The organism is Streptococcus sp. 1055, from assembly GCF_013276815.1.
In the GTDB taxonomy this organism is placed as follows: Bacteria; Bacillota; Bacilli; order Lactobacillales; family Streptococcaceae; genus Streptococcus; species Streptococcus pseudopneumoniae.
The window spans coordinates 1-21,219 of record NZ_VMLT01000115.1 but is presented as its reverse complement, the minus strand read 5'-3'; the positions used below and the strand labels follow the sequence as shown (position 1 = coordinate 21,219).

The window sequence follows — 21,219 nt, the reverse complement described above, 5'->3', positions numbered from 1 at the left end:
ATGGCCTACACTCTTAAACCTGAAGAAGTCGGCGTTTTTGCCATCGGTGGTCTGGGAGAAATCGGGAAAAATACATACGGAATTGAATACCAAGATGAGATTATCATCGTCGATGCTGGGATTAAATTCCCAGAAGATGACTTGCTGGGTATCGACTATGTCATTCCTGACTACTCATACATCGTGGACAATATCGACCGCGTCAAGGCTGTTTTAATCACACACGGACACGAGGACCACATTGGTGGGATTCCGTTCCTGCTCAAGCAAGCAAATGTCCCTATCTATGCTGGACCACTTGCCTTGGCTTTGATCCGTGGGAAACTCGAAGAACACGGCCTCTTGCGCAACGCCAAACTTTACGAAATAAACCACAACACTGAGTTGACCTTTAAAAATCTCAAGGCAACTTTCTTTAGAACGACTCACTCTATTCCAGAGCCTTTGGGAATTGTCATTCATACTCCGCAAGGAAAAATCATCTGTACGGGCGACTTCAAGTTCGACTTTACTCCAGTTGGAGAACCTGCAGACTTGCATCGTATGGCTGCCCTTGGTGAAGAAGGCGTGCTTTGTCTTCTGTCTGACTCAACAAATGCAGAAGTGCCAACCTTTACCAACTCTGAAAAAGTCGTTGGTCAGTCCATCATGAAGATTATCCAAGGCATTGAAGGACGTATCATCTTTGCATCCTTTGCCTCAAATATCTTCCGTCTCCAGCAAGCAACTGAAGCTGCTGTTAAGACTGGACGTAAGATTGCGGTCTTTGGTCGTTCTATGGAAAAGGCCATTGTCAACGGAATCGACCTTGGCTACATCAAAGCTCCTAAGGGAACCTTTATCGAGCCAAATGAAATCAAAGACTACCCTGCTGGCGAGGTTCTGATCCTCTGTACAGGTAGTCAGGGCGAGCCTATGGCAGCCCTCTCTCGTATCGCCAACGGAACCCACCGTCAGGTACAACTCCAACCCGGTGATACCGTTATCTTCTCTTCAAGCCCAATCCCTGGAAATACGACTAGCGTCAACAAGCTGATTAACATCATTTCTGAAGCTGGTGTCGAAGTTATCCACGGTAAAGTGAACAATATCCATACATCTGGACACGGTGGCCAGCAAGAGCAAAAACTCATGCTCCGCTTGATTAAGCCAAAATACTTCATGCCTGTCCACGGTGAATACCGCATGCAAAAAGTCCACGCTGGACTAGCAGTGGATACTGGTGTTGAGAAGGACAATATCTTTATCATGAGTAATGGTGATGTGCTTGCCCTTACTGCTGACTCAGCTCGTATTGCAGGTCATTTCAACGCCCAAGACATCTATGTCGATGGAAATCGTATCGGTGAAATCGGCGCAGCTGTCCTCAAAGACCGTCGTGATCTATCTGAAGACGGTGTCGTTTTAGCAGTCGCAACTGTTGACTTCAAGTCGCAGATGATTCTATCTGGTCCAGACATCCTCAGCCGAGGCTTTGTCTACATGAGAGAGTCTGGCGACCTGATTCGCCAAAGCCAGCGTATCCTCTTCAATGCCATTCGTATCGCACTGAAAAACAAGGATGCTAGCGTGCAATCTGTCAATGGTGCCATTGTCAACGCTATTCGCCCCTTCCTCTATGAAAATACCGAACGTGAACCGATTATCATCCCGATGATCCTCACACCAGATGAAGAATAATACTCTTCGAAAATCTCTTCAAACCACGTCAGCTTCGCCTTGCCGTATATATGGTTACTGACTTCGTCAATTCTATCCACAACCTCAAANNCTTTGATTTTCATTGAGTACAAGTCAACAAAACAGCCCCGTCTTCGGAGCTGTTTTTCTCTATGCTTTCTTTTGAGATTAAAACTCAATGAAAATCAGACCAGAAGGCTAGGAAAATACATAACTTGAGTTAGCTCCCATAGTTCGGGGAACTATGGGAGGTTGGAGATGAATCAAAGCCAAGCTTTGAACTCATTCGTAAGAAGCCGACGACGTATCATTTTGATTTTTGAAGAGTTTTAGAAATACTACGATTTTTACCTTCCAGATACACCATCAAAATAGAAATATCTGCTGGGTTTACTCCCGAAATACGGCTGGCTTGACCGATGGTTTCTGGATTGATGAGTTTGAACTTCTGACGAGCTTCGGTTGCGATAGAATCAATGTCATCCCAATCAATATTGGCTGGAATGCGTTTTTCTTCCATACGTTTCATCTTAGCAACCTGGTCCATGGCTTTGGAAATATAGCCTTCGTACTTGATTTCTGTTTCAATCAATTCGATAATCTTGTCATCCAAGTCCTCTGCAGCTGGTCCGATGAAGGCCACCACATCTTGGTAAGAAACTTCTGGACGGCGAAGGAACTCCTTGGCTGTCACTGCATCTGTCAACGTCTTGAAGCCCATCTCCTCAACCTTGGCATTGGTTTCCTTGACTGGCTTGAGTTTGATGCTGTCTAGGCGTTTCATCTCATTTTCAAATTGATTTTTCTTGATTTCAAAGCGAGTCCAGCGTTCATCATCCACAAGACCAATCTCACGGCCCATCTCAGTCAAACGCATATCAGCATTGTCATGGCGGAGAATGAGGCGGTATTCAGCACGACTGGTCAAAAGGCGATAAGGCTCAATCGTTCCCTTGGTCACCAAGTCATCAATCATCACCCCGATATAACCGTCACTGCGCTTCAAAATCAACTCAGGTTTACCTTGGATTTTCAGAGCCGCATTGATCCCAGCGATAATCCCTTGGCCTGCTGCCTCTTCATAACCTGACGTTCCATTAGTCTGACCAGCAGTGAAAAGTCCGGAGATTTTCTTGGTTTCCAGAGTCGCACGCAACTGGTGTGGCAAGACCATATCGTACTCGATGGCATAACCTGTTCGCATCATCTCTGCATTTTCCAAACCTTTGATAGAATGAACCAGCTCACGTTGCACATCTTCAGGTAAACTGGTTGAGAGGCCTTGGACATAGACTTCCTCTGTATTGCGCCCTTCTGGCTCTAGGAAAAGTTGGTGGCGTTCCTTGTCTGCAAAGCGCACAATCTTGTCCTCAATCGACGGACAGTAACGAGGGCCCACTCCCTTGACCACACCTGTAAACATAGGCGCACGGTGGAGGTTGTTTTGGATAATCTCATGACTGGTACCATTGGTATAGGTCAACCAGCATGGCACTTGATCCTTGACATAGTCCTCATCACGTGAAGTATATGAGAAGTGATTTGGCGCTTCGTCTCCTGGCTGAATCTCTGTCACATCATAATTGATAGAAGAAGCCTTGACACGTGGAGGCGTCCCTGTCTTGAAACGACCAATTTCGAGTCCCAGTTCCTTGAGATTATCAGCAAGGTTAATAGAAGCTAGGCTGTGGTTAGGGCCTGATGAGTACTTGAGATCTCCGATGATAATTTCCCCACGAAGGGCCGTCCCTGTCGTCACGATAACAGCCTTAGCAGCATATTCTTGATGGGTAGCTGTACGCACACCGACAACCTTGCCGTCTTCCACTAAAATCTCATCAATCATGGTTTGACGAAGGGTCAGATTTTCTTGATTTTCAACCGTCTTGCGCATTTCCTTAGAGTAAAGTTCCTTATCAGCCTGCGCACGAAGGGCACGGACGGCTGGCCCCTTCCCTGTGTTAAGCATCTTCATCTGGATGTAAGTCTTGTCAATGGTTTTGGCCATCTCGCCACCGAGGGCATCGACTTCACGCACGACAATCCCCTTGGCAGAACCACCGATAGAGGGATTACAAGGCATGAAAGCCAGCATTTCAATATTGATGGTCGCAAGCAGGACCTTACAGCCCATACGGCTAGCGGCCAAGGAAGCCTCAACCCCAGCGTGTCCCGCACCAATTACAATAATATCGTATTCTTCAGTAAAATGATAAGTCATGTTTCTCTCCTATTCCTCAAGATGAATGTGTCTTAGTTGGCCTTCCCAATCTGGTAGGGCTGTTTTTAAAAAGGCTGGAACTAGCTGGATATTCTGGAGCTTATCCAAGTCAATCCACTCACAGGGCTGCCTTTTCTCATCTTCCTGCATGGTCAACGGGGCATCTTCAAGCAAATCCACCAGATAATGAAACTCGATATTGTGATAGGAAACGCCGTCCACTTCAAAACGATTTTCAACCACAAAAGCTAGCTGCCCAGCTTGAGATTTAACACCCAGTTCTTCCTTCACTTCACGGACTACCGCGTCTTCCGTTTTTTCGTTAACTTGAATCGCACCGCCGATAATGTAATACTTGCCCTTGTCTTTGGTGACTAGAAGCTTGCGATTTTGAAGAATCAAAGCTGTCGCCCGAACTCCAAAAACTGTATTTCCTGTTTTTGTCCGAAAATCTTGTTGAATCATTCTTGTCCTTTCCCTTAAACGACACAAAAACAGTCAAAACTCCAAAGAAGTGCAGGACAAAAAAGCCTGCAACATCCATGAGCTTTGACCATCATTTCTATTGCTTTTATTATTGTAGCAAATTAAGAAAATTTGTCAATCTAAATGTACTGACAAACTTGTCCATCTCGATAAGCATTGTCAATCAAACCACCACCTAGACACTCTTCGCCATCGTAAAAAACAACTGCCTGTCCTGGTGTAATCGCGCGTTGTGGTTCTGCAAAGATGACCTCTGCCTTTTCTCCTTTGACATGTACTGTCACCTTAGAATCAGGCTGACGGTAACGGAATTTTGCTGTGCATTCTAGCGTAAATTCCTCTGGCATGTCACGAGTAAAGTGGACTTGGCTAGCCTCTAGGCTGGTTGACATGAGCGAATCATGGTAGAAACCTTGGCCGACATAGAGAATATTCTTGCTTAGGTCTTTTCCGACAACGAACCAAGGAGCATTGTCTCCGCCGTGTTGTCCACCGATACCAAGCCCGCCACGCTGACCAATCGTATAATACATAAGACCTGCATGCTCGCCCATATCGCGACCATCCACAGTCATCATGCGACCAGGCTGAGCTGGTAGGTAGTTGCTAAGGAAGTTTTTAAAGTTCTTTTCTCCGATAAAACAAATCCCTGTCGAATCTTTCTTCTTAGCAGTCGCAAGTCCTGCTTCTTCTGCTAGTCTGCGAACTTCAGGCTTTTCCAAATGTCCTAGTGGAAACATGGTTTTTTGAAGTTGTTCTTGCGAAAGCTGGCTGAGGAAATAGGTCTGATCCTTGCCATTGTCCACGCCACGAAGCATGTGAACAATGCCATCCTCATCACGCGCTACACGGGCATAATGCCCAGTAGCTACATAGTCTGCCCCCAAGGTCATGGCATAGTCCAAAAAGGCCTTGAACTTGATTTCCTTGTTGCACATAACATCTGGATTTGGCGTGCGTCCTGCACGGTATTCCGCTAAGAAATACTCAAAAACGCGGTCCCAGTACTCTTTTTCAAAATTGACAGAGTAATAGGGAATACCGATCTGGTCTGCCACCGCAGCCACATCCTTGTAATCTTCGGTCGCCGTACAGACCCCGTTTTCATCTGTGTCATCCCAGTTCTTCATGAAAATACCGATCACATCGTAGCCCTGCTCCTTGAGCAAAAGAGCCGTCACCGACGAATCAACACCACCACTCATCCCCACGACAACACGTGTTTTAGAGTTATCACTCATGGTAAGTCTCCCATCTATTCGTTTATTTATACCCCTCAAAATTCTATTTACTATGACTTTCAATAGAATTTCTTCGAGTATAGTCTTTTCGTTTGCTTTTAGGACTAGGCAACGAGTCGCAGGCATAACTTGAGTTCGCTCAATCAGTCTGGGAGACTGATTGAGGTTATAAATCAGACAAGCTAAGCTTGCATCTCATTTCGAGTTAACGACGTAATAAAAGATAAACGAAATGACTAGTTCACGATTGAAGGTCGTGTGTGCTTTAACGATTGAAGGTCGCTTGAGCAGTATTCATTATAACATGCTTGGTTAGAGAAGACAAGGAAAGGAGCCAATCTTGACTCCTTTATTGAAGAAATTGTTTTAACCTTGTCCTTTCTTTTCTAAGCCGAAAATGAAATGGTAATCGATAAAGATGCCCATGATTGAATAGGCACATAAAATATCCTATACTTACCTTCCATTATTCCGTGATTGAATGTATTTAGCAACAATATAGATAAGAAAGGCAAACATGATTGCCAGATAGCTCACTATAAGGAAAACATGCTTAAAAATACTAGTATCAAATAAACTCACGATAGCTAATAATAGATTCATAATAAATACTATAGTCGCAAATAGTTGTACTTTTTTATCTTTCATAACTAGTCCCAGCCTAAATTACTTTCCAATATCCTACCGAAATTATAGCCGGTAATATAGCCTGACATATAACCTGTTGCTGCACCACAAGTAGCTAAAATGAATGCATAGCTAACTGTACCAATAACTGGTAAGGTTATTGTCCCTAGTGCTGCACCAGCTGCCGCTCCAGTTATAGCTCCTGCTATTCCGCTTGCGACACCACCTACACCTCCACAAAGCAAGGCAAGCCACCCTTCACCATCAAGATACATCATCTCTTCTTCATCAATAGTAACATAGTTGTTTGGTAATACGAGTTCCATCAAAATTCTCTTTTTTATTAATCATGGTTAGGATAGTTTCCTAACAAGTGATTGTCGACTGTGTTTATAGTACTTAGTTACCTAGATAGCTTTCCTTTATCATGTCTGATTTTAAGCCGTTCTAAGATTTAACCTATGTTTCTATTACTTGCTATTTTTAAATAATTCGAATTCCTTTTCTTTGATAAATGGAACTGAAAAATTAGAAAAAAGAAGTAAAACCGAAAACAAATAGCCTGCTTTTTGAATCACTAAAAGATATCCTAAAAATAAGTAAACTATAACATCCAATGCGAAAAGAAAAAATATTCTCCTCTTCATTAAAGCACTTGTGTCAAATAATCTGATGAATAAAAATTTTATCGTAGTATCTACACAAATTTTTATCAAAAAGATAAGAGTCAGTACATGATTATCAACTGTAGCATAAAGAATAGATGGAAATATAGTTAATATAAAACTAGAAATCTCTAAATATTTTATCCAAGGAGATTGAGACACCTTGCTTCTAAACTGACTAATTTTCTTATATTCGTTAGTCAATTTAGTATCAAAATCTTTCCCAATTAAATGAAAAATTATCAACTCTGTAATAAAAACACTTATTAATACAATATAAGTCGAAAAGCTTTCTGGGAATAACTTATTGATTAAAATGGGGAAACTGATTAACAGAATCGAATTTATAACTAGACAGATAGATACTATTTTATTTTTCACAGAATATAGAGGTAGTGATACTATTGAGTAGATAAAAGATAAAAAAATAAGCAAAAAATACTCCGTGTCATTTATAATCGTCCTGAATGATAAAAATATATACATCCAACATACGATAATATGTATTTTACGAATTTTATCTACATTACTCATCTTACTGTCTCCGATATGAAGCCGTCCCAAGGATAAAAATTACCACTAATATTATAACCTTCATTAAGAGAACAGTCTCTAATATAGTAGACTCCCCTTCCTATCACTCCAGCTATATCATATTTGTTATCGATTTAAAAAAAATTTTGCATAAACTATCATTGCTATGGTTAAAAGCAAAAATATTAAATTAATCATAATGATTAATTTCTTTAGTTCCTCACCAACATGATCATATGCTAAAAAAGTTACAGAGGAAATGAGTAGAAATGCTAAAAATACAATAACAAAAATTTTTTCAATTTTCATATCCATTTTACAATTACCATAAAGCGTTTAAGTTTGGATCTCTTCGATTAATATCATTATTTGCCCAAATGGTTGTGATGGCATCACCAATTGACATCCAAGCTGCAAATCCGTTAATAGCAGAAGTTGCAAAACCTGCAACTCTATTCGCAACCCGTACTCCAACATATCTTGCTGCAGCTCCAGCTACTGCACTCGTAACCCATCGTAAACCATGCTTACGGACATAATTTTTAACCAAACTGATAGCTCCTCCGCCTAGAACACCATTGAAAGCTATATTAATGGCTACTGCAACTGGCCACCTTGGAATAGAAAATCCCCCATCAAGATACATCATCTCTTCTTCATCAATCACAACATAATTATTTGGTAATACAAGTTCCATTTGTTTTCTCCTTTTTTATTAAGCATGGTTAGGATAGCTTCCTAACAGGTAATCGTCGACTTTGTTTATAGCACTTAGTTACCTATATAATATAGGTTTCTTTATCATAGACAATCCGCACCTCAACTCTTCTCCAATCAGATATCTTACAAAAAGCTATGGATGCTTTCCACCATAAAACAGTCAATATTAATGATTACGTATTCACTAACACCAAATTTATTTTTTTTGACTTAGTAACGCAATTCCAATTAGCAATACACCTAATATAAATAAAAGTATTTCCCAAAATTTATTCTCAGTTTTAATAAGTGGAATAAGATACATACTGACTAATATGGAACTTGCCCCTATAATGGCAAATATTATTCTGGTTTTATCACTTAGTTGAATCATGTTATATCCCACCAACCATTTCTTGGATATTTATCCCCAGAATCCAACCAGTTTGCAAGCATACCTCCCACGCTTAAACCACCGGATTGAAGAATAAATCCAACAACTGTTCCAGAAATTCTATTAGCCGCTTGTACCCCCACGAAGCTTATTAACGTTCCCCTAAGTTTCCTTGTAAAAGTTTGTCTTCCAACTGCTTTAATGGCTGCTCTAAATAAAGCAATACCACCTCCACCACCCATGAAATAAGCCAGGGTTGCATTTACTTCAGCGTTTATCCCAAAAGAAAGTACTCCGTTATGTATGGACAATCCCCCATCAAGATACATCATCTCTTCTTCATCAATCACAACATAATTATTTGGTAATACAAGTTCCATTTGTTTTCTCCTTTTTATTAAGCATGGTTAGGATGGTTTCCTAACAAGTGATCGCAGGCTTTGTTTAGTTACCTAAATTAGACTTCCTTCCTTTATCTTATTTTAAATATTTAAAACCAGTTACTGCTTGAAGCTTAACAGTTTACTTAATTCAAATAACAGCTAATCACTGATTCCCTGATTTTATCAAATATACTAATAACAACAATTGTGATACGATCATCATTATAAGAACAACATTTAACGAATCAAAGTTTTTCCGAGATAATAATAAAGCAACAGCAAGCAGTATTATTACTAAAGATTGAATAACTACTATTACTCTTAACATTTTATCCTCCACTAACAACTCAAGCTCCCTTACATTATATCGACCAGCCCCATGGAAAGATTATAGCCAGACTAATCAATGATATAATACATACTAGAATACAAAATATTTTTTTATTCATACTTTTTCTCCTATCTTTATTTTCTACCTACATAGTACCTCTTATTAAGCTCATTTCAAAATTACGTTAACTTTTTTCACGAAAAGGAGAAAATTATGCGTTATGATCATGGATAGCGCTTTCAAATTTTTAAACTCCTATCCCATCCTTTTATCTATATTATGAGCGAAAATATAATAACTGTCAAGTAACTAAAGTGAATTTTATAAAAAAATTACAAGCCAAATTTGTAAAGTTTACACTAAGCCGCTAGGGCAATCGTCTATCAGAATGTCCGTTTATTTGTCAATAATCCGAGAAAATCTTGCAACGCTTAGAAGTCTATAAAAACTATCAACATTTATATGACTTGCGAATAGCAATCCTGCTCAACCTTTCCACACTCTATCTATACAATCAAGATAAAAACATGTGTAAGCAAATCTGCTACACTTTACTAGAGGACGCCAAGAATAAGAAAAGCTACGATAGGCTGGCTATCTGCTATGTCCGTATTGGGATTTGTACAGACGATTCTAAACTTATCCAAAAAGGGTTCTCCCTTCTGGAGCTAACCGAGGAAACTTCTATGCTGTCTCATCTCAAAAAAGAAGTAGAGATCTATTACCAAGCGAAGGAAAGATAAAAAAGCCGAGGGATTTCCTCGACTCTTTACATATTATTTGTTCGTTAGTTCTTAATACCAGCCATTGTTAAACCAGAAGTTTTTAGCTCTGCCAAGCCACATAGTGTGTTTACTACTATGTGTCCATGTCACCATGAATCGCCGAACGATTTAACGAGAAAGTATGACTTTTACGTTTATCCCAACTCAATTATGACATTTTTTTCAAAAGTCAATATATCTCACTTTTTCAACGACAAGAAAGAGGCTGATAATCTACCAACCTCTTGTTTTTAAATACATTTCAAGTCCAAACTATTCTTTATAGAAAAAAGTCCTATAAATTCGAGCAATAGTTAAAATACAAACAAATATAATTCCCAAAATAGATAACACTATTTTCACAAAATTCATTTCAGAACCTATTATATATACGTGAAAAAAAGGGGCTATTCCTACACATATATACAATAAATAACTTACAAAGTTTATTTCACCAATTCCTGCAAAAAAATGTTTCATTTTAAGCAAAAATATAACCATCTAAGCTACCGTCAGCCCAATCAGCCCCATATGCGATTGCTCCACCTAGTGAAAATCCAGTAACAGTTAGTGCAACGTTTAGTGCAGTATTGACTAAATGGCCAGCTGCACTACCTACATGTTTAATTATTAAACTACGTAATGTTCTCGTAATAGCCCCTCTATTAGCTGAGATAGCTTTTTTTATCGCATAAGCAGAATAAATTGTTGCACCACCACTATAGATGGCCAAACCTACATCCAGAACTGTTGCAAAACTACCTCTACTATTCCACCAGTTACGACCAACACCACCCCCATCAAGATACATCATCTCTTCTTCATCAATCACAACATAATTATTTGGTAATACAAGTTCCATTTGTTTTCTCCTCCTTAGTTGAAATTGTTTCATTTGTTTTACAAATAGGACGAACTTAAACTATCTTTTTATTACTCAGTAATAATTTCCGAGATTTCATTTTATGATACTCTCTATTCATACAGAAATCAAAATTTTGCCTTAACCAACTTGTATAATAGAAAAAATCTAATTGATTGATTCTGATGAGGTGTATCCTAATTTTATCAACCTTGTTGGACCAGTTGTTATTGTTACTAATAGACATTTCATACATCAGTAACTCGACAAGACCTGTACACAGAAGGGTGTTATGAGAATCTTCGATTTTTTTCAAAATATCCTCAAAAAGTTCACTATCCGTTAAAAAGGTGGATTGGTTCATCGCATCATACAGCTGAAGAGACATTAAGTCAGAATAACTTAGCTCTGATTTTTGTATCTTATCCTTTAACGTTTTCGTCAAATCGCTTTCAAACGAATCTTCTTTTTCCCACTTATTTTGATTAAAAAGAAATTCCGTCTTATTAAAAACGAGATGATTGATATCCATTATAGTCCAGAAAAATATTGTAGTAAGCATGATGATTGCAAAAGGAATTTTTAAAATAAATACTAGGATAATAGCTATTTCAAGAATAAAACTCCATATCATTCTAGATTTTAAATCATCAACCGACAAACTTTTTCGATGGAATGAAAAATAGGGTGAGAACCTCACATTTACTTTCTTCCTGCCTATAAAAATAAAAGGAAAAATCGTAATAAGAGCTTCTTTCTTGTACAAATCTTTCAATGCGTATAGTATGTCTAAAACTATTTTTGGTAAAATCAAACTACAGAAAGCAAGACTCATACTAATCACAAAATCAAGGGGAGATTCTAGATTCAATAGTAAGTTATTCACTAGGACATGCAACTCTAGCCACAAGACAAAAAGAGGGAGCATTAGTAAGAAAACAATTAGTTTACGTATCATAATTTTACAGTGTCCTTATCATTTTCTTAATTTTGGATAAATCATCATTGCTATGATTAAAATCAAAAAAACGACATTAATCCAAATAATCAACTTTTTTATTTCTTCGCTAACAAAATCATAGGCTAAAAAAGTTATGGATGATATAAATAGACATACAAAAAAAATAATAACAAAAATTTTTTCCATTTTAATACCCATATCTAGTTACCACAAGGCGTTTAAATTTGGGTCTCTCCTATTTACATCATTATTGGCCCAGATTGTTGTAATAGCATCGCCAATTGACATCCAAGCTGCAAATCCATTAATAGCAGACAGTGCAAATCCTGCCACTCTATTTGCAACTCGTACCCCAACATATCTTGCAGCTGCTCCAGCAATTGCGCTTGTAACTCGCCGCAAACCATAATTACGAATATAATTTCTAACTAGACTGATTGCTCCTCCACCTAAAACACCATTAAAAGCTATATTAATGGCTGTTGCAACAGGCCATCTCGGAATAGAAAATCCCCCATCAAGGTACATCATCTCTTCTTCATCAATCACAACATAATTATTTGGTAATACAAGTTCCATTTGTTTTCTCCTTTTTATTAAGCATGGTTAGGATGGTTTCCTAACAAGTAATCGTCGTCTGTGTTTCTATCACTTAGCTACCTAGATAAGATATCCTTTCTCTACCTTATTTGTTTTTATAGGTTACCTAAGGTTTAAAACCAATTATTGCTTGAAACTTAACATTTCTAAAATCCAATCAAGATAGGTTTCTTTATCATAGACAATCCGCACTTCAACTGGCATATCCTTTTGGAGGACGACTGTCTCACTTCCATGTTTTAGAGTTAAGGTTTCTAATTCTATCATGACTTTATAAAGACTAATATTGCCTTCTTTCGTTTCTTGGGAAATTGTTCCTGAATCAATCTGTCTGACTTGTCCCTTTAGTGTTCCATATTTTTGACTATTTACACCAGTAATAGCAACATCAGCTTTTGCTCCTTTCGAAACACGAGAAATATCACTCGCAAGTACAAAAGCTTCTACATAGTAACCTTTTTCTTTCCCTGAAACTTCTGCTATCGTTTGCCCCTGCTGAATAGACATTCCTTGTTTCAAAGGTAACAGATAATGCAGAGTACCTTCATTTGGCGCTAATATACTACGAGCTTTATCTTGACCTGTTGCCACTCCAAGATTAGCCTCAAGCTCTGTAATACTTTTATTGTTGTTTGAACGAGCAGTACCTAACTCACTAACTAATTGAGCATAAATATTATAAGCCTGAGAAGTTGGATCATTATAGGTACGGTTCATATCCTTAATATTGCTTTGTTGACTATCAATCTCGCTATTCTTAGAAGTAATATTTGTTTTTAATGCTTCGATTTTTGTTGTTATTTCCGATATCTTAGTTTCTAACTTAGCTTTGTTATCAGCTGATGTCGTATCTGATAGAGAAGGTGAGTCTCCTTGCTGTTGAAGTTGAAGCAATTCATTTTGTAGAGCTTGCAAGTCGGCATCTAACTGATTTCTTTCAGCTGTTATTTTATTCAACTTCGTATATTCATCCTGAATCTTTGAATACTGGGTACCATTATTATAATTTTCCGAGTTTAACTGAGACAGATAGTATTCAACTTTCCCATAATATTCCTGTTCTTCACCAGAATTAGATAAATGATTGTATTTCTCATTTAATGATTGTTCAAATTTTTGAAAGATAGCTTCTTTTGCACGTAACTTCTCCAATTGTTTATTTAAAGAGCTCGCTTGTAAACCTTCTTGTCCACTTGATAACGAAATAATAACATCTCCAGCATTTACCATATCTCCTTCTGACTTATGTAAAGTAACTACCTTCCCTGAACCAATTGCTGATAGGAACTCTGTACCTGTTATAACTGAATTTCCATTCGCTTTTACAATATAGTTTTTGGGTATATAAGCTGCGCCAACCAATGCACCGCTTAAGATAATAGCAGTTGAAATAATGAGAATAAACGCAAAAGCTGGTGGTCTCTTATCAAAGAAAATACGAGAATAACGTAATTCTGATTTACTATATAATTTCATAGGCTTACAATTGGTCTAAAAATATCTACTACCATTTTTTCAGGAGAAGAATTAACATAAACTGTATAGACAATCCCATCCGTTTGAATATCATTTTCATAGACATATAGATCCAATTTAGAATACGCATACTGTAGATACTCTGGACTGTCTTCAAAACGAACATATAAACAATATGGAACAGAGATAGAATCCTGTACATCATAAATGTTACTGTACTGTTGAGCATTATGAGCTTGAATATAAAACTCAAAATCAGTCGTTATTAATCCATCATCATGAATAGTAGTACCACAACTTTTTACAATTAATGGACCAAAAATTTGTGCTTTTAACAACTGCAAATGTTGATGAAATTTATTAATTTCCTGATCTACATCTTCTACTTTTGTATCATGTAACTTTTTACAGATAACTGACTTTAGTACCAGTTTTTTATTATCTTTTACCTCTAACTTAGCCATAAGTAACCTCCTCTGTATCTAACACAGCCTGTGACTGAATTTGTTGATTCACTTGAACGCTCTGCAAACCAACCATTCTAGCATACTTTCCATTTTTCGCCATTAGTTCTTCATGAGTACCATATTCCATAATAGTCCCATTTTCTAAAAAGCATATCTTATCACATCGAAGAATTGTAGACAGCCTGTGGGCTACTACAATTGTTGTCTTATCCATTATTTTATTAAAGATTAAATCCTGAATAATCTGTTCACTAAATGAATCTAAGTTAGAGGTTGCCTCATCAAATATATACAAATCAGCTTTACTCAGTAGTGCTCTTGCAATAGCCAATCGTTGTTTCTCTCCACCCGAGAAATTTTGACCGCCTTCTTCTACAAAGGAGCCATAACGATTTTGAAGACGTTGAATCGTATCATGAATACCAACAATACGACAAACTCTCACCATATCCTCATATGTAACAGAAGGATTACCAATTTTTAGATTATCAATAATTGTCCCTGTAAAGAGTTCTATGGTCTGTGGAATGTAGGAAATTTTCTTACGTAGTTTACCATAGTCAAGATCTGATAAGTCATTTGCTCCTATACAAATTTTCCCCTCATTCGGATTTATAAATCTTAATAATAAACGAACTATCGTACTTTTTCCTGCTCCACTTTCACCAACAAAAGCTATTTTTTCTCCTTGTTTAATTCGCAAATTAAAGTTCTTGATAACAGGTGGGCGCGAACCATAGGCAAATGTTACATCTTTAAACTCGATATCATCACATAAGGTGAAGTCTCTAATACTATAATCCAAGGCAATGTCTTCACGATCTACTTCCATCAATTCTTGAAGTCGACTAACCGCAACCTGTACCTCTTGAAAGGTTAACTGCAAACCAACTAAATTCTGAATAGGTTCTGTAAAATATTGACTTAATGTCTGAAAAACCAAGAGGTCCCCAATAGTCATTTTTCCATCAATGATAAATAAGGCGCCCACTCCCATAAATAATAACCCACCCATGGTTGAGGTCATTGAAGATATTGTAGATTGAATATTCTGCAAAACACCCTCTTTATAACCAATTTCTAAAGTATGAACAAATTTTTCTTCAATTTTGTTTAAACGTTGTTCCTCATCATGCTGAGACTTAATGGTATCAATGTTACGAATAGATTCAATTAACTGTGAATTAAGAAGTTCATTTGCTTCCATTTGTTCATGATTAATTTTTTATAAGGCTTTTTAAAACAGTATATAAGAATGATGTTAACAATAACCATAAAAACTAATATCAGAAATAAAGATTGATTAATAGTCCAAAGGACAACCGCACTAATAACTGACAAGGTGATATCCATGACTAATGAAATAGAGACTGACGTAAACACATTCTTTATCGTCATCGCATCTTGAAATCTTGTTAAAACATCACCAACTCTACGACTTCCAAAAAAACTATAAGGAAGATGAATAATATGGTCATAATATCCCATTAAAACCGGTATATCAATTTTTCGAGATAGAAACAAAAGAACGTGCTGACGAAATGCAGATAGAAGAGTCTGTAAGAACGATACTATTCCAAATACTATCAAAAACATATACAGACTATTTTTTAAAGCATATGGAATCACCTCGTCCATGATAACTTTTGAAAAGAGACTCGATAAAATACCAATGATACTTAAAACAAAGGAAGCTAATATGACTGTACTAATCAATCCTTTTTGATTAAAAATTAACCTTCCAAATAAATCAAGAAGTCCTTTTCCCTTTAGTTTCCCTCTTTCAAAATCCGAATTTGGAACCATAAAAAGAGTAATACCTTGATAAATTTCTCCCAGTTCGTCACTTGACATCTTGCGTATGCCACTAGCAGGGTCTGCTACGTAAAATTTACTATTCCTTTTGATACTATGTAATACCACAAAATGATTTTGACCTAAATCATTCTTAACTTGAAGAATCGCAGGAAATGTTAATTTTGGAGTCAAATCTTCCAGTGCTACTCGAACAGCTTTTACTGTAAAATTCAACTTATTCAGACCTGAAACAATACCACTGACAGTCGTTCCATACATGTCTGTACCAATAATTTCCCTAATCTTCATGATTGATAGTTCCTTTTTGTAAGATAAAAGAACTGTTGAAACAACTGCCGCAGCACAATCTGACTGGTCATGTTGCATCGTACAAGGATATTTTTTTAACATAGAAATACTCAATTCTTTAGAATTCATCTAACTTTTCTTTGATGTCACCCAAACCTCAATCACTGCCCAGTAGTTCTTGAATTAGTTTATTTTCAACCGTATCATTCTTTGTTCTTGATATCTTTCCAAGCATTGTAGTACAGCAGATTTTTGTCCAAGGACTAAGCCTCCTTTAACAACTCAAGCTCCCTTACATTATATCGGCCAGCCCCATGGAAAGATTATAGCCAGACTAATCAATGATATAATACATACTAGAATACAAAATATTTTTTTATTCATACTTTTTCCCTCCTATCCATATTTTGTATCTATAGTATACCTCTTCTTTATTCTATTTTAAAATTAGTTAACTTTTTTCACACATTATTTTAGTTTTCTTTTTTACTATTCCTGTTACTATGATACAATATTTTTAACTAGATTTTATTATTTGTTAACTTTTTTCACGAAAAGGAGAAAATTATGCGTTATGATTTCGGAAAGGTCTATAAAGAAATACGCGAGTCAAAAGGCTTGACCCAAGAAGAGGTCTGTGGAAATGTCCTCTCAAGAACCAGCCTATCAAAGATTGAAGGCGGTAAAGCAACTCCCAAATATGAAAATATGGAGTTTCTTCTCCAGCAAATCAATATGAGTTTTGAAGAGTTTGACTATATCTGCCATCTCTATCAACCAAGCCAACGAACAGAAATCATGCAAACCTATCTCAATATGAGCTCAATCCTAGGGACTAGTGAACTCGAAAAACTATTTCAAAAATGCCAAAACTATCTCAAGACCCATCATGACCTCTCTATAGAAGAGATCAGGGATATGCTGGAAGTTGTCATTCATATCCGTCAACATGGTACAGAGCAACTGTCAGACCAAGTAAAACAGACTATCAAAAAGCTTTGGGAAAAAATTGAAAAACAAGATACATGGTATGAAAATGACCTAAAAATCCTCAATACCATTCTTTTCAGCTTTCCCATTGAACACCTCCATCTCATCACTGGAAAAATCTTGCAACGCTTGGAAGTCTATAAAAACTACCAACATTTATATGACTTACGAATGGCAATCCTACTCAATCTGTCCACCATTTACTTATACCATCAAGACAAAAACATGTGTCAACAAATCTGCTATACTTTACTAGAGGATGCCAAGAAAAAGAAGCACTACGATAGGCTTGCTATCTGCTATGTCCGTATCGGGATTTGTAGGGATGATTCTAAACTTATCCAAAAAGGTTTCTCCCTTCTGGAGCTGACCGATGAAACTTCCATTCTAGCCTTTCTCAAAAAAGAAGTGGAGACCTATTATCAACCGAAAGAAATATAAAAAAGTCGAGTAATTTCCTCGACCCTTTCATATTATTCTGCTAGTTAGTTCTTAATACCAGCCATTGTTAAGCCAGAAGTTTTTAGCAGCTGTCCATGAACCGTAACGTCCTGCAACGTAGGCATCTGCTACACGTTCTTGGTTTTCAGCTGAGTAGTCACCATTCAAGTATGAATCTGTCAATTGGTAACGTCCGATGTAACGTCCGTTTGTAGCTGTGTAGCTACCGCCTGATTCTTTTTGAGCGATCCATTCTTTAGCTTCTGCTTCAGATCCGCTTACAGTTGAAGCAACTGTTTCTTCTGCTACTGTTTCACTTACTACTGGAGTTTCTTCCTCTACCTCTGTAGTTTCTGCCACTGGAGCTGAAACAGCCTCATCTTGAGCAGCTGGAGCTTCATAAGTCGTTGAAGCTGGTGCTGCTGGCGCTACAGGGCCATCGATAACCAACTCTTGACCAACATAAATCAAATGAATGTTATCAATGTGGTTGTTTTCTGCCAATTTTTCAACAGTTGTGTTGTGAGTTTCAGCGATTTCTGAAAGTGTATCACCTTCTTTAACAGTGTAAGTTGATGATTCTTGAGCAGATACAAATGATGGAGCAAATACTGCAAACAAGGCAGCTACTCCTGCAAGAGTTGCTTTAATCTTTTTAGTTATTGATTTCATATTCGAAAATTCTCCTTCTTTCTATAGTTCTATCATACCCTTTAAATATTACCGTTTCTTGACACTTTTATGTAGAAATATTACAAAATTATTTTTTATTTCCCTAGATAAGGTGTTTTTTGTCATAAAAGATACTATTTTTATGCTATTTGAGGTATTAGAAAGGTTTTCATCCACAATTAAAGTCAAGACCCTCATTCTTTGATATAATAGAGATAAGAATTTTTATAAGGGGAAACTGATGAAATCACTTCGTTTTCAATCTGTCTTTGATATCATCGGACCAGTTATGATTGGCCCATCTAGTAGCCATACCGCTGGTGCTGTTCGTATTGGGAAGATTGTCTCTTCCATTTTTGATGATACTCCGACAGAAGTTGAATTCCAACTTTTTAACTCATTTGCCAAGACCTATCGTGGTCACGGAACAGACCTAGCCCTTGTTGCAGGTATTTTAGGCATGGATACAGATGATCCTGAAATCCCAAATAGTCTGGAGATTGCCCACAAGCGCGGTATCAAGATTGTCTGGACCATTCAGAAAGACAGCAATGCTCCTCATCCAAACACCACTAAAATTACCGTCAAAAATGCTCACAAGACCATCAGCGTAACTGGTATTTCTATCGGTGGAGGAAATATTCAGGTAACCGAACTCAATGGTTTTGCCGTCTCTCTCAATATGAATACACCGACTATCATCATCGTTCATCAAGATATTCCAGGTATGATTGCCCTTGTTACAGAGGCGCTTTCCCGCTATGGTATCAATATCGCCCAGATGAATGTCACTCGTGAAAAAGCTGGTGAAAAAGCCATTATGATTATCGAAGTTGACAGTCGCAACTGTGATGAGGCTATCGAAGAAATTCGAAAAATCCCTCATCTCCACAATGTCAATTTCTTTAAATAGGAGGAAGCATGTTTTATTCTATCAAAGAATTGGTCGAGCAAGCAGATCTGGACTTTCAAGGAAATGTCGCAGAACTCATGATTACAACAGAGTTTGAATTGACCGGTCGCGAACGTGAAGAAGTCTTCCTTCTCATGGAACGCAATCTGGAAGTTATGAAAGCCTCTGTCCAACTTGGCCTCAATGAAAATAAATCTCGTAGTGGCCTGACAGGTGGAGATGCTGCCAAATTGGATCACTACATCGAAAACGGAAAAACTCTGTCAGATTATACGATTCTCTCGGCTGCCCGAAATGCCATCGCAGTCAATGAACACAATGCCAAAATGGGCTTGGTCTGTGCCACTCCAACCGCTGGAAGTGCTGGCTGTCTGCCATCCGTTCTCACTGCTGCTATTGAAAAATTAGACCTCAGCCACGAGCAACAATTGGATTTCCTCTTTGCTGCTGGTGCCTTTGGACTAGTCATCGCAAACAATGCCTCCATCTCAGGTGCTGAGGGTGGGTGTCAAGCTGAAGTTGGTTCAGCCTCTGCTATGAGTGCTGCCGCCTTGACTCTGGCTGCAGGTGGAACACCTTATCAGGCCAGTCAAGCTATTGCCTTTGTCATTAAAAATATGCTAGGCCTCATCTGTGACCCTGTTGCAGGTTTGGTCGAAGTTCCCTGTGTCAAACGTAATGCCATGGGAGCTAGCTTTGCTTTCATCGCAGCAGACATGGCCTTGGCAGGTATCGAATCTAAAATCCCTGTGGATGAAGTGATCGATGCCATGTACCAAGTAGGAGCAAGCATGCCAACTGCCTTCCGTGAAACAGCTGAAGGTGGACTAGCTGCTACCCCAACTGGTCGTCGCCTCCAAAAAGAAATTTTCGGAGAATAAGCTTATCAAATAGGAGAAACCATGACCTCTATCACAGCTATCTTTTTCGATCTGGATGGAACCCTCGTTGACAGTTCTATCGGGATTCACAATGCCTTTACCCATACCTTTAAAGAGCTGGAGGTGCCTAGCCCTGATGCCAAAACGATTCGTGGTTTTATGGGACCACCTCTCGAAAGTAGTTTTGCGACCTGCCTGTCCAAAGACCAAATTTCTGAAGCCGTGCAGATATATCGTTCTTACTATAAGGCAAAAGGCATCTATGAAGCTCAACTCTTTCCTCAGATTATAGACTTGCTTGAGGAGTTATCAAGCAGTTATCCACTCTACATCACCACGACAAAAAATACTCCAATCGCTCAAGACATGACTAAAAACTTGGGAATCCATCATTTCTTTGATGGCATCTATGGTTCCAGCCCTGAAGCACCTCATAAGGCAGATGTCATTCGCCAGGCCTTGCAGACACATCAACTAGTCCCTCAACAAGCCATCATCATCGGAGATACCAAGTTTGATATGCTTGGAGCTCAAGAAACAGGCATTCAGAAATTGGCCGTCACTTGGGGATTTGGAGAGCAAGCAGATTTGCTCAACTATCAGCCTGATTATATCGCCCACAAACCCTTAGAAGTTTTGGCGTATTTTCAATAGCATAGACTGGGTAACAACTCCATTTCAGAAGAAAATGAAGTAATACTCAATGAAAATCAAAGAGCAAACTAGGAAACTAGCTGCGGGCTGCTCAAAACACTGTTTTAAGGTTGTGGATAGAACTGACGAAGTTAGCTCAAAACACTGTTTTAAGGTTGTGGATAGAACTGA

At 38.0% G+C, this 21,219-nt stretch carries 21 protein-coding genes and 2 pseudogenes; 6 read left to right on the top strand and 17 right to left on the bottom strand.

Annotated elements, in window-relative coordinates; genetic code table 11:
* The gene (locus tag HT699_RS09810) at positions 1-1,680 is read left to right on the top strand and encodes a ribonuclease J (protein WP_000331962.1); all 1,680 of its coding nucleotides are present in this window, start codon (positions 1-3) and stop codon (positions 1,678-1,680) included.
* A 307-nt stretch (positions 1,681-1,987) separates the two neighbouring features.
* Here the strand turns inward: HT699_RS09810 and mnmG are convergent, their stop codons facing one another.
* From mnmG to HT699_RS09775, 8 genes are all read right to left on the bottom strand, one after another.
* Positions 1,988-3,901 carry a tRNA uridine-5-carboxymethylaminomethyl(34) synthesis enzyme MnmG gene (gene mnmG / locus HT699_RS09805; RefSeq protein ID WP_172934321.1) on the bottom strand — a complete coding sequence of 638 codons (1,914 nt, stop codon included), beginning with the start codon at positions 3,899-3,901 and terminating at the stop codon, positions 1,988-1,990.
* A 9-nt stretch (positions 3,902-3,910) separates the two neighbouring features.
* Positions 3,911-4,366 carry an NUDIX hydrolase gene (locus HT699_RS09800; protein WP_172934320.1) on the bottom strand — a complete coding sequence of 152 codons (456 nt, stop codon included), beginning with the start codon at positions 4,364-4,366 and terminating at the stop codon, positions 3,911-3,913.
* 140 nt (positions 4,367-4,506) lie between these two features.
* Positions 4,507-5,628 (bottom strand): tRNA 2-thiouridine(34) synthase MnmA, encoded by a 1,122-nt coding sequence (mnmA, locus tag HT699_RS09795; protein ID WP_001282945.1) that lies wholly within the window; start codon positions 5,626-5,628, stop codon positions 4,507-4,509.
* Between the two features lie 650 nt (positions 5,629-6,278).
* Positions 6,279-6,581, bottom strand: a complete 303-nt coding sequence (locus HT699_RS09790) for a hypothetical protein (protein WP_023941044.1) — start codon at positions 6,579-6,581, stop codon at positions 6,279-6,281.
* A gap of 144 nt (positions 6,582-6,725) precedes the next feature.
* Entirely contained in the window at positions 6,726-7,454 is a 729-nt protein-coding gene (locus HT699_RS09785) for a hypothetical protein (RefSeq protein WP_172934319.1), read from the bottom strand.
* Positions 7,455-7,580: 126 nt separating this feature from the next.
* Entirely contained in the window at positions 7,581-7,769 is a 189-nt protein-coding gene (locus HT699_RS11865; protein WP_240149894.1) for a hypothetical protein, read from the bottom strand.
* 7 nt (positions 7,770-7,776) lie between these two features.
* Complete coding sequence (locus tag HT699_RS09780) at positions 7,777-8,151, bottom strand: SPH_0224 family bacteriocin-like peptide (RefSeq protein WP_016397258.1); 375 nt, start codon at positions 8,149-8,151, stop codon at positions 7,777-7,779.
* 392 nt (positions 8,152-8,543) lie between these two features.
* Positions 8,544-8,927, bottom strand: coding sequence for a hypothetical protein (locus tag HT699_RS09775; protein WP_100104428.1), 384 nt, complete (start codon positions 8,925-8,927; stop codon positions 8,544-8,546).
* A 750-nt stretch (positions 8,928-9,677) separates the two neighbouring features.
* Here HT699_RS09775 and HT699_RS09770 point away from each other — a divergent pair.
* Positions 9,678-10,004 (top strand): annotated as a pseudogene (locus HT699_RS09770) (DNA-binding protein); the annotation flags it as partial.
* Between the two features lie 294 nt (positions 10,005-10,298).
* Here HT699_RS09770 and HT699_RS11860 read toward each other — a convergent pair.
* From HT699_RS11860 to HT699_RS09740, 8 genes and pseudogenes are all read right to left on the bottom strand, one after another.
* Positions 10,299-10,505 (bottom strand): hypothetical protein, encoded by a 207-nt coding sequence (locus tag HT699_RS11860; protein WP_014632394.1) that lies wholly within the window; start codon positions 10,503-10,505, stop codon positions 10,299-10,301.
* A gap of 1 nt (position 10,506) precedes the next feature.
* Complete coding sequence (locus HT699_RS09765; RefSeq protein WP_000424453.1) at positions 10,507-10,887, bottom strand: SP_0115 family bacteriocin-like peptide; 381 nt, start codon at positions 10,885-10,887, stop codon at positions 10,507-10,509.
* A gap of 55 nt (positions 10,888-10,942) precedes the next feature.
* Complete coding sequence (locus HT699_RS09760) at positions 10,943-11,845, bottom strand: hypothetical protein (protein WP_172934318.1); 903 nt, start codon at positions 11,843-11,845, stop codon at positions 10,943-10,945.
* A gap of 18 nt (positions 11,846-11,863) precedes the next feature.
* Positions 11,864-12,046 (bottom strand): hypothetical protein, encoded by a 183-nt coding sequence (locus HT699_RS11855; RefSeq protein ID WP_000511666.1) that lies wholly within the window; start codon positions 12,044-12,046, stop codon positions 11,864-11,866.
* A 6-nt stretch (positions 12,047-12,052) separates the two neighbouring features.
* The gene (locus HT699_RS09755; RefSeq protein WP_069288096.1) at positions 12,053-12,427 is read right to left on the bottom strand and encodes an SPH_0224 family bacteriocin-like peptide; all 375 of its coding nucleotides are present in this window, start codon (positions 12,425-12,427) and stop codon (positions 12,053-12,055) included.
* Between the two features lie 144 nt (positions 12,428-12,571).
* Positions 12,572-13,924 (bottom strand): HlyD family efflux transporter periplasmic adaptor subunit, encoded by a 1,353-nt coding sequence (locus tag HT699_RS09750; RefSeq protein ID WP_172934317.1) that lies wholly within the window; start codon positions 13,922-13,924, stop codon positions 12,572-12,574.
* Positions 13,921-14,388, bottom strand: a complete 468-nt coding sequence (locus HT699_RS09745; RefSeq protein ID WP_001096141.1) for a hypothetical protein — start codon at positions 14,386-14,388, stop codon at positions 13,921-13,923. The genes HT699_RS09750 and HT699_RS09745 overlap by 4 nt, the downstream gene beginning before the upstream one ends.
* A pseudogene (locus HT699_RS09740) lies at positions 14,381-16,599 on the bottom strand (peptidase domain-containing ABC transporter). Before HT699_RS09740 ends, HT699_RS09745 begins: the two are co-directional and overlap by 8 nt.
* 465 nt (positions 16,600-17,064) lie before the next feature.
* On the opposite strand from HT699_RS09740, the gene HT699_RS09735 reads away from it, so the two are divergent.
* Positions 17,065-17,928, top strand: coding sequence for a helix-turn-helix transcriptional regulator (locus tag HT699_RS09735; RefSeq protein ID WP_138701322.1), 864 nt, complete (start codon positions 17,065-17,067; stop codon positions 17,926-17,928).
* Between the two features lie 51 nt (positions 17,929-17,979).
* Here HT699_RS09735 and HT699_RS09730 read toward each other — a convergent pair whose 3' ends face one another.
* Entirely contained in the window at positions 17,980-18,600 is a 621-nt protein-coding gene (locus tag HT699_RS09730; RefSeq protein WP_138701321.1) for a LysM domain-containing protein, read from the bottom strand.
* A gap of 241 nt (positions 18,601-18,841) precedes the next feature.
* On the opposite strand from HT699_RS09730, the gene sdaAB reads away from it, so the two are divergent.
* The 3 genes from sdaAB to HT699_RS09715 are packed head-to-tail and all read left to right on the top strand — an operon-like array spanning position 18,842 to position 21,048.
* Positions 18,842-19,513, top strand: a complete 672-nt coding sequence (gene sdaAB, locus HT699_RS09725) for an L-serine ammonia-lyase, iron-sulfur-dependent subunit beta (RefSeq protein ID WP_000838912.1) — start codon at positions 18,842-18,844, stop codon at positions 19,511-19,513.
* An 8-nt stretch (positions 19,514-19,521) separates the two neighbouring features.
* Positions 19,522-20,394 carry an L-serine ammonia-lyase, iron-sulfur-dependent, subunit alpha gene (sdaAA, locus tag HT699_RS09720; protein ID WP_000500037.1) on the top strand — a complete coding sequence of 291 codons (873 nt, stop codon included), beginning with the start codon at positions 19,522-19,524 and terminating at the stop codon, positions 20,392-20,394.
* Positions 20,395-20,415: 21 nt separating this feature from the next.
* A complete protein-coding gene (locus tag HT699_RS09715) occupies positions 20,416-21,048 on the top strand; it encodes an HAD hydrolase-like protein (protein WP_000200873.1) in 633 nt (210 codons plus the stop codon).
* Positions 21,049-21,219: the final 171 nt, after the last annotated feature.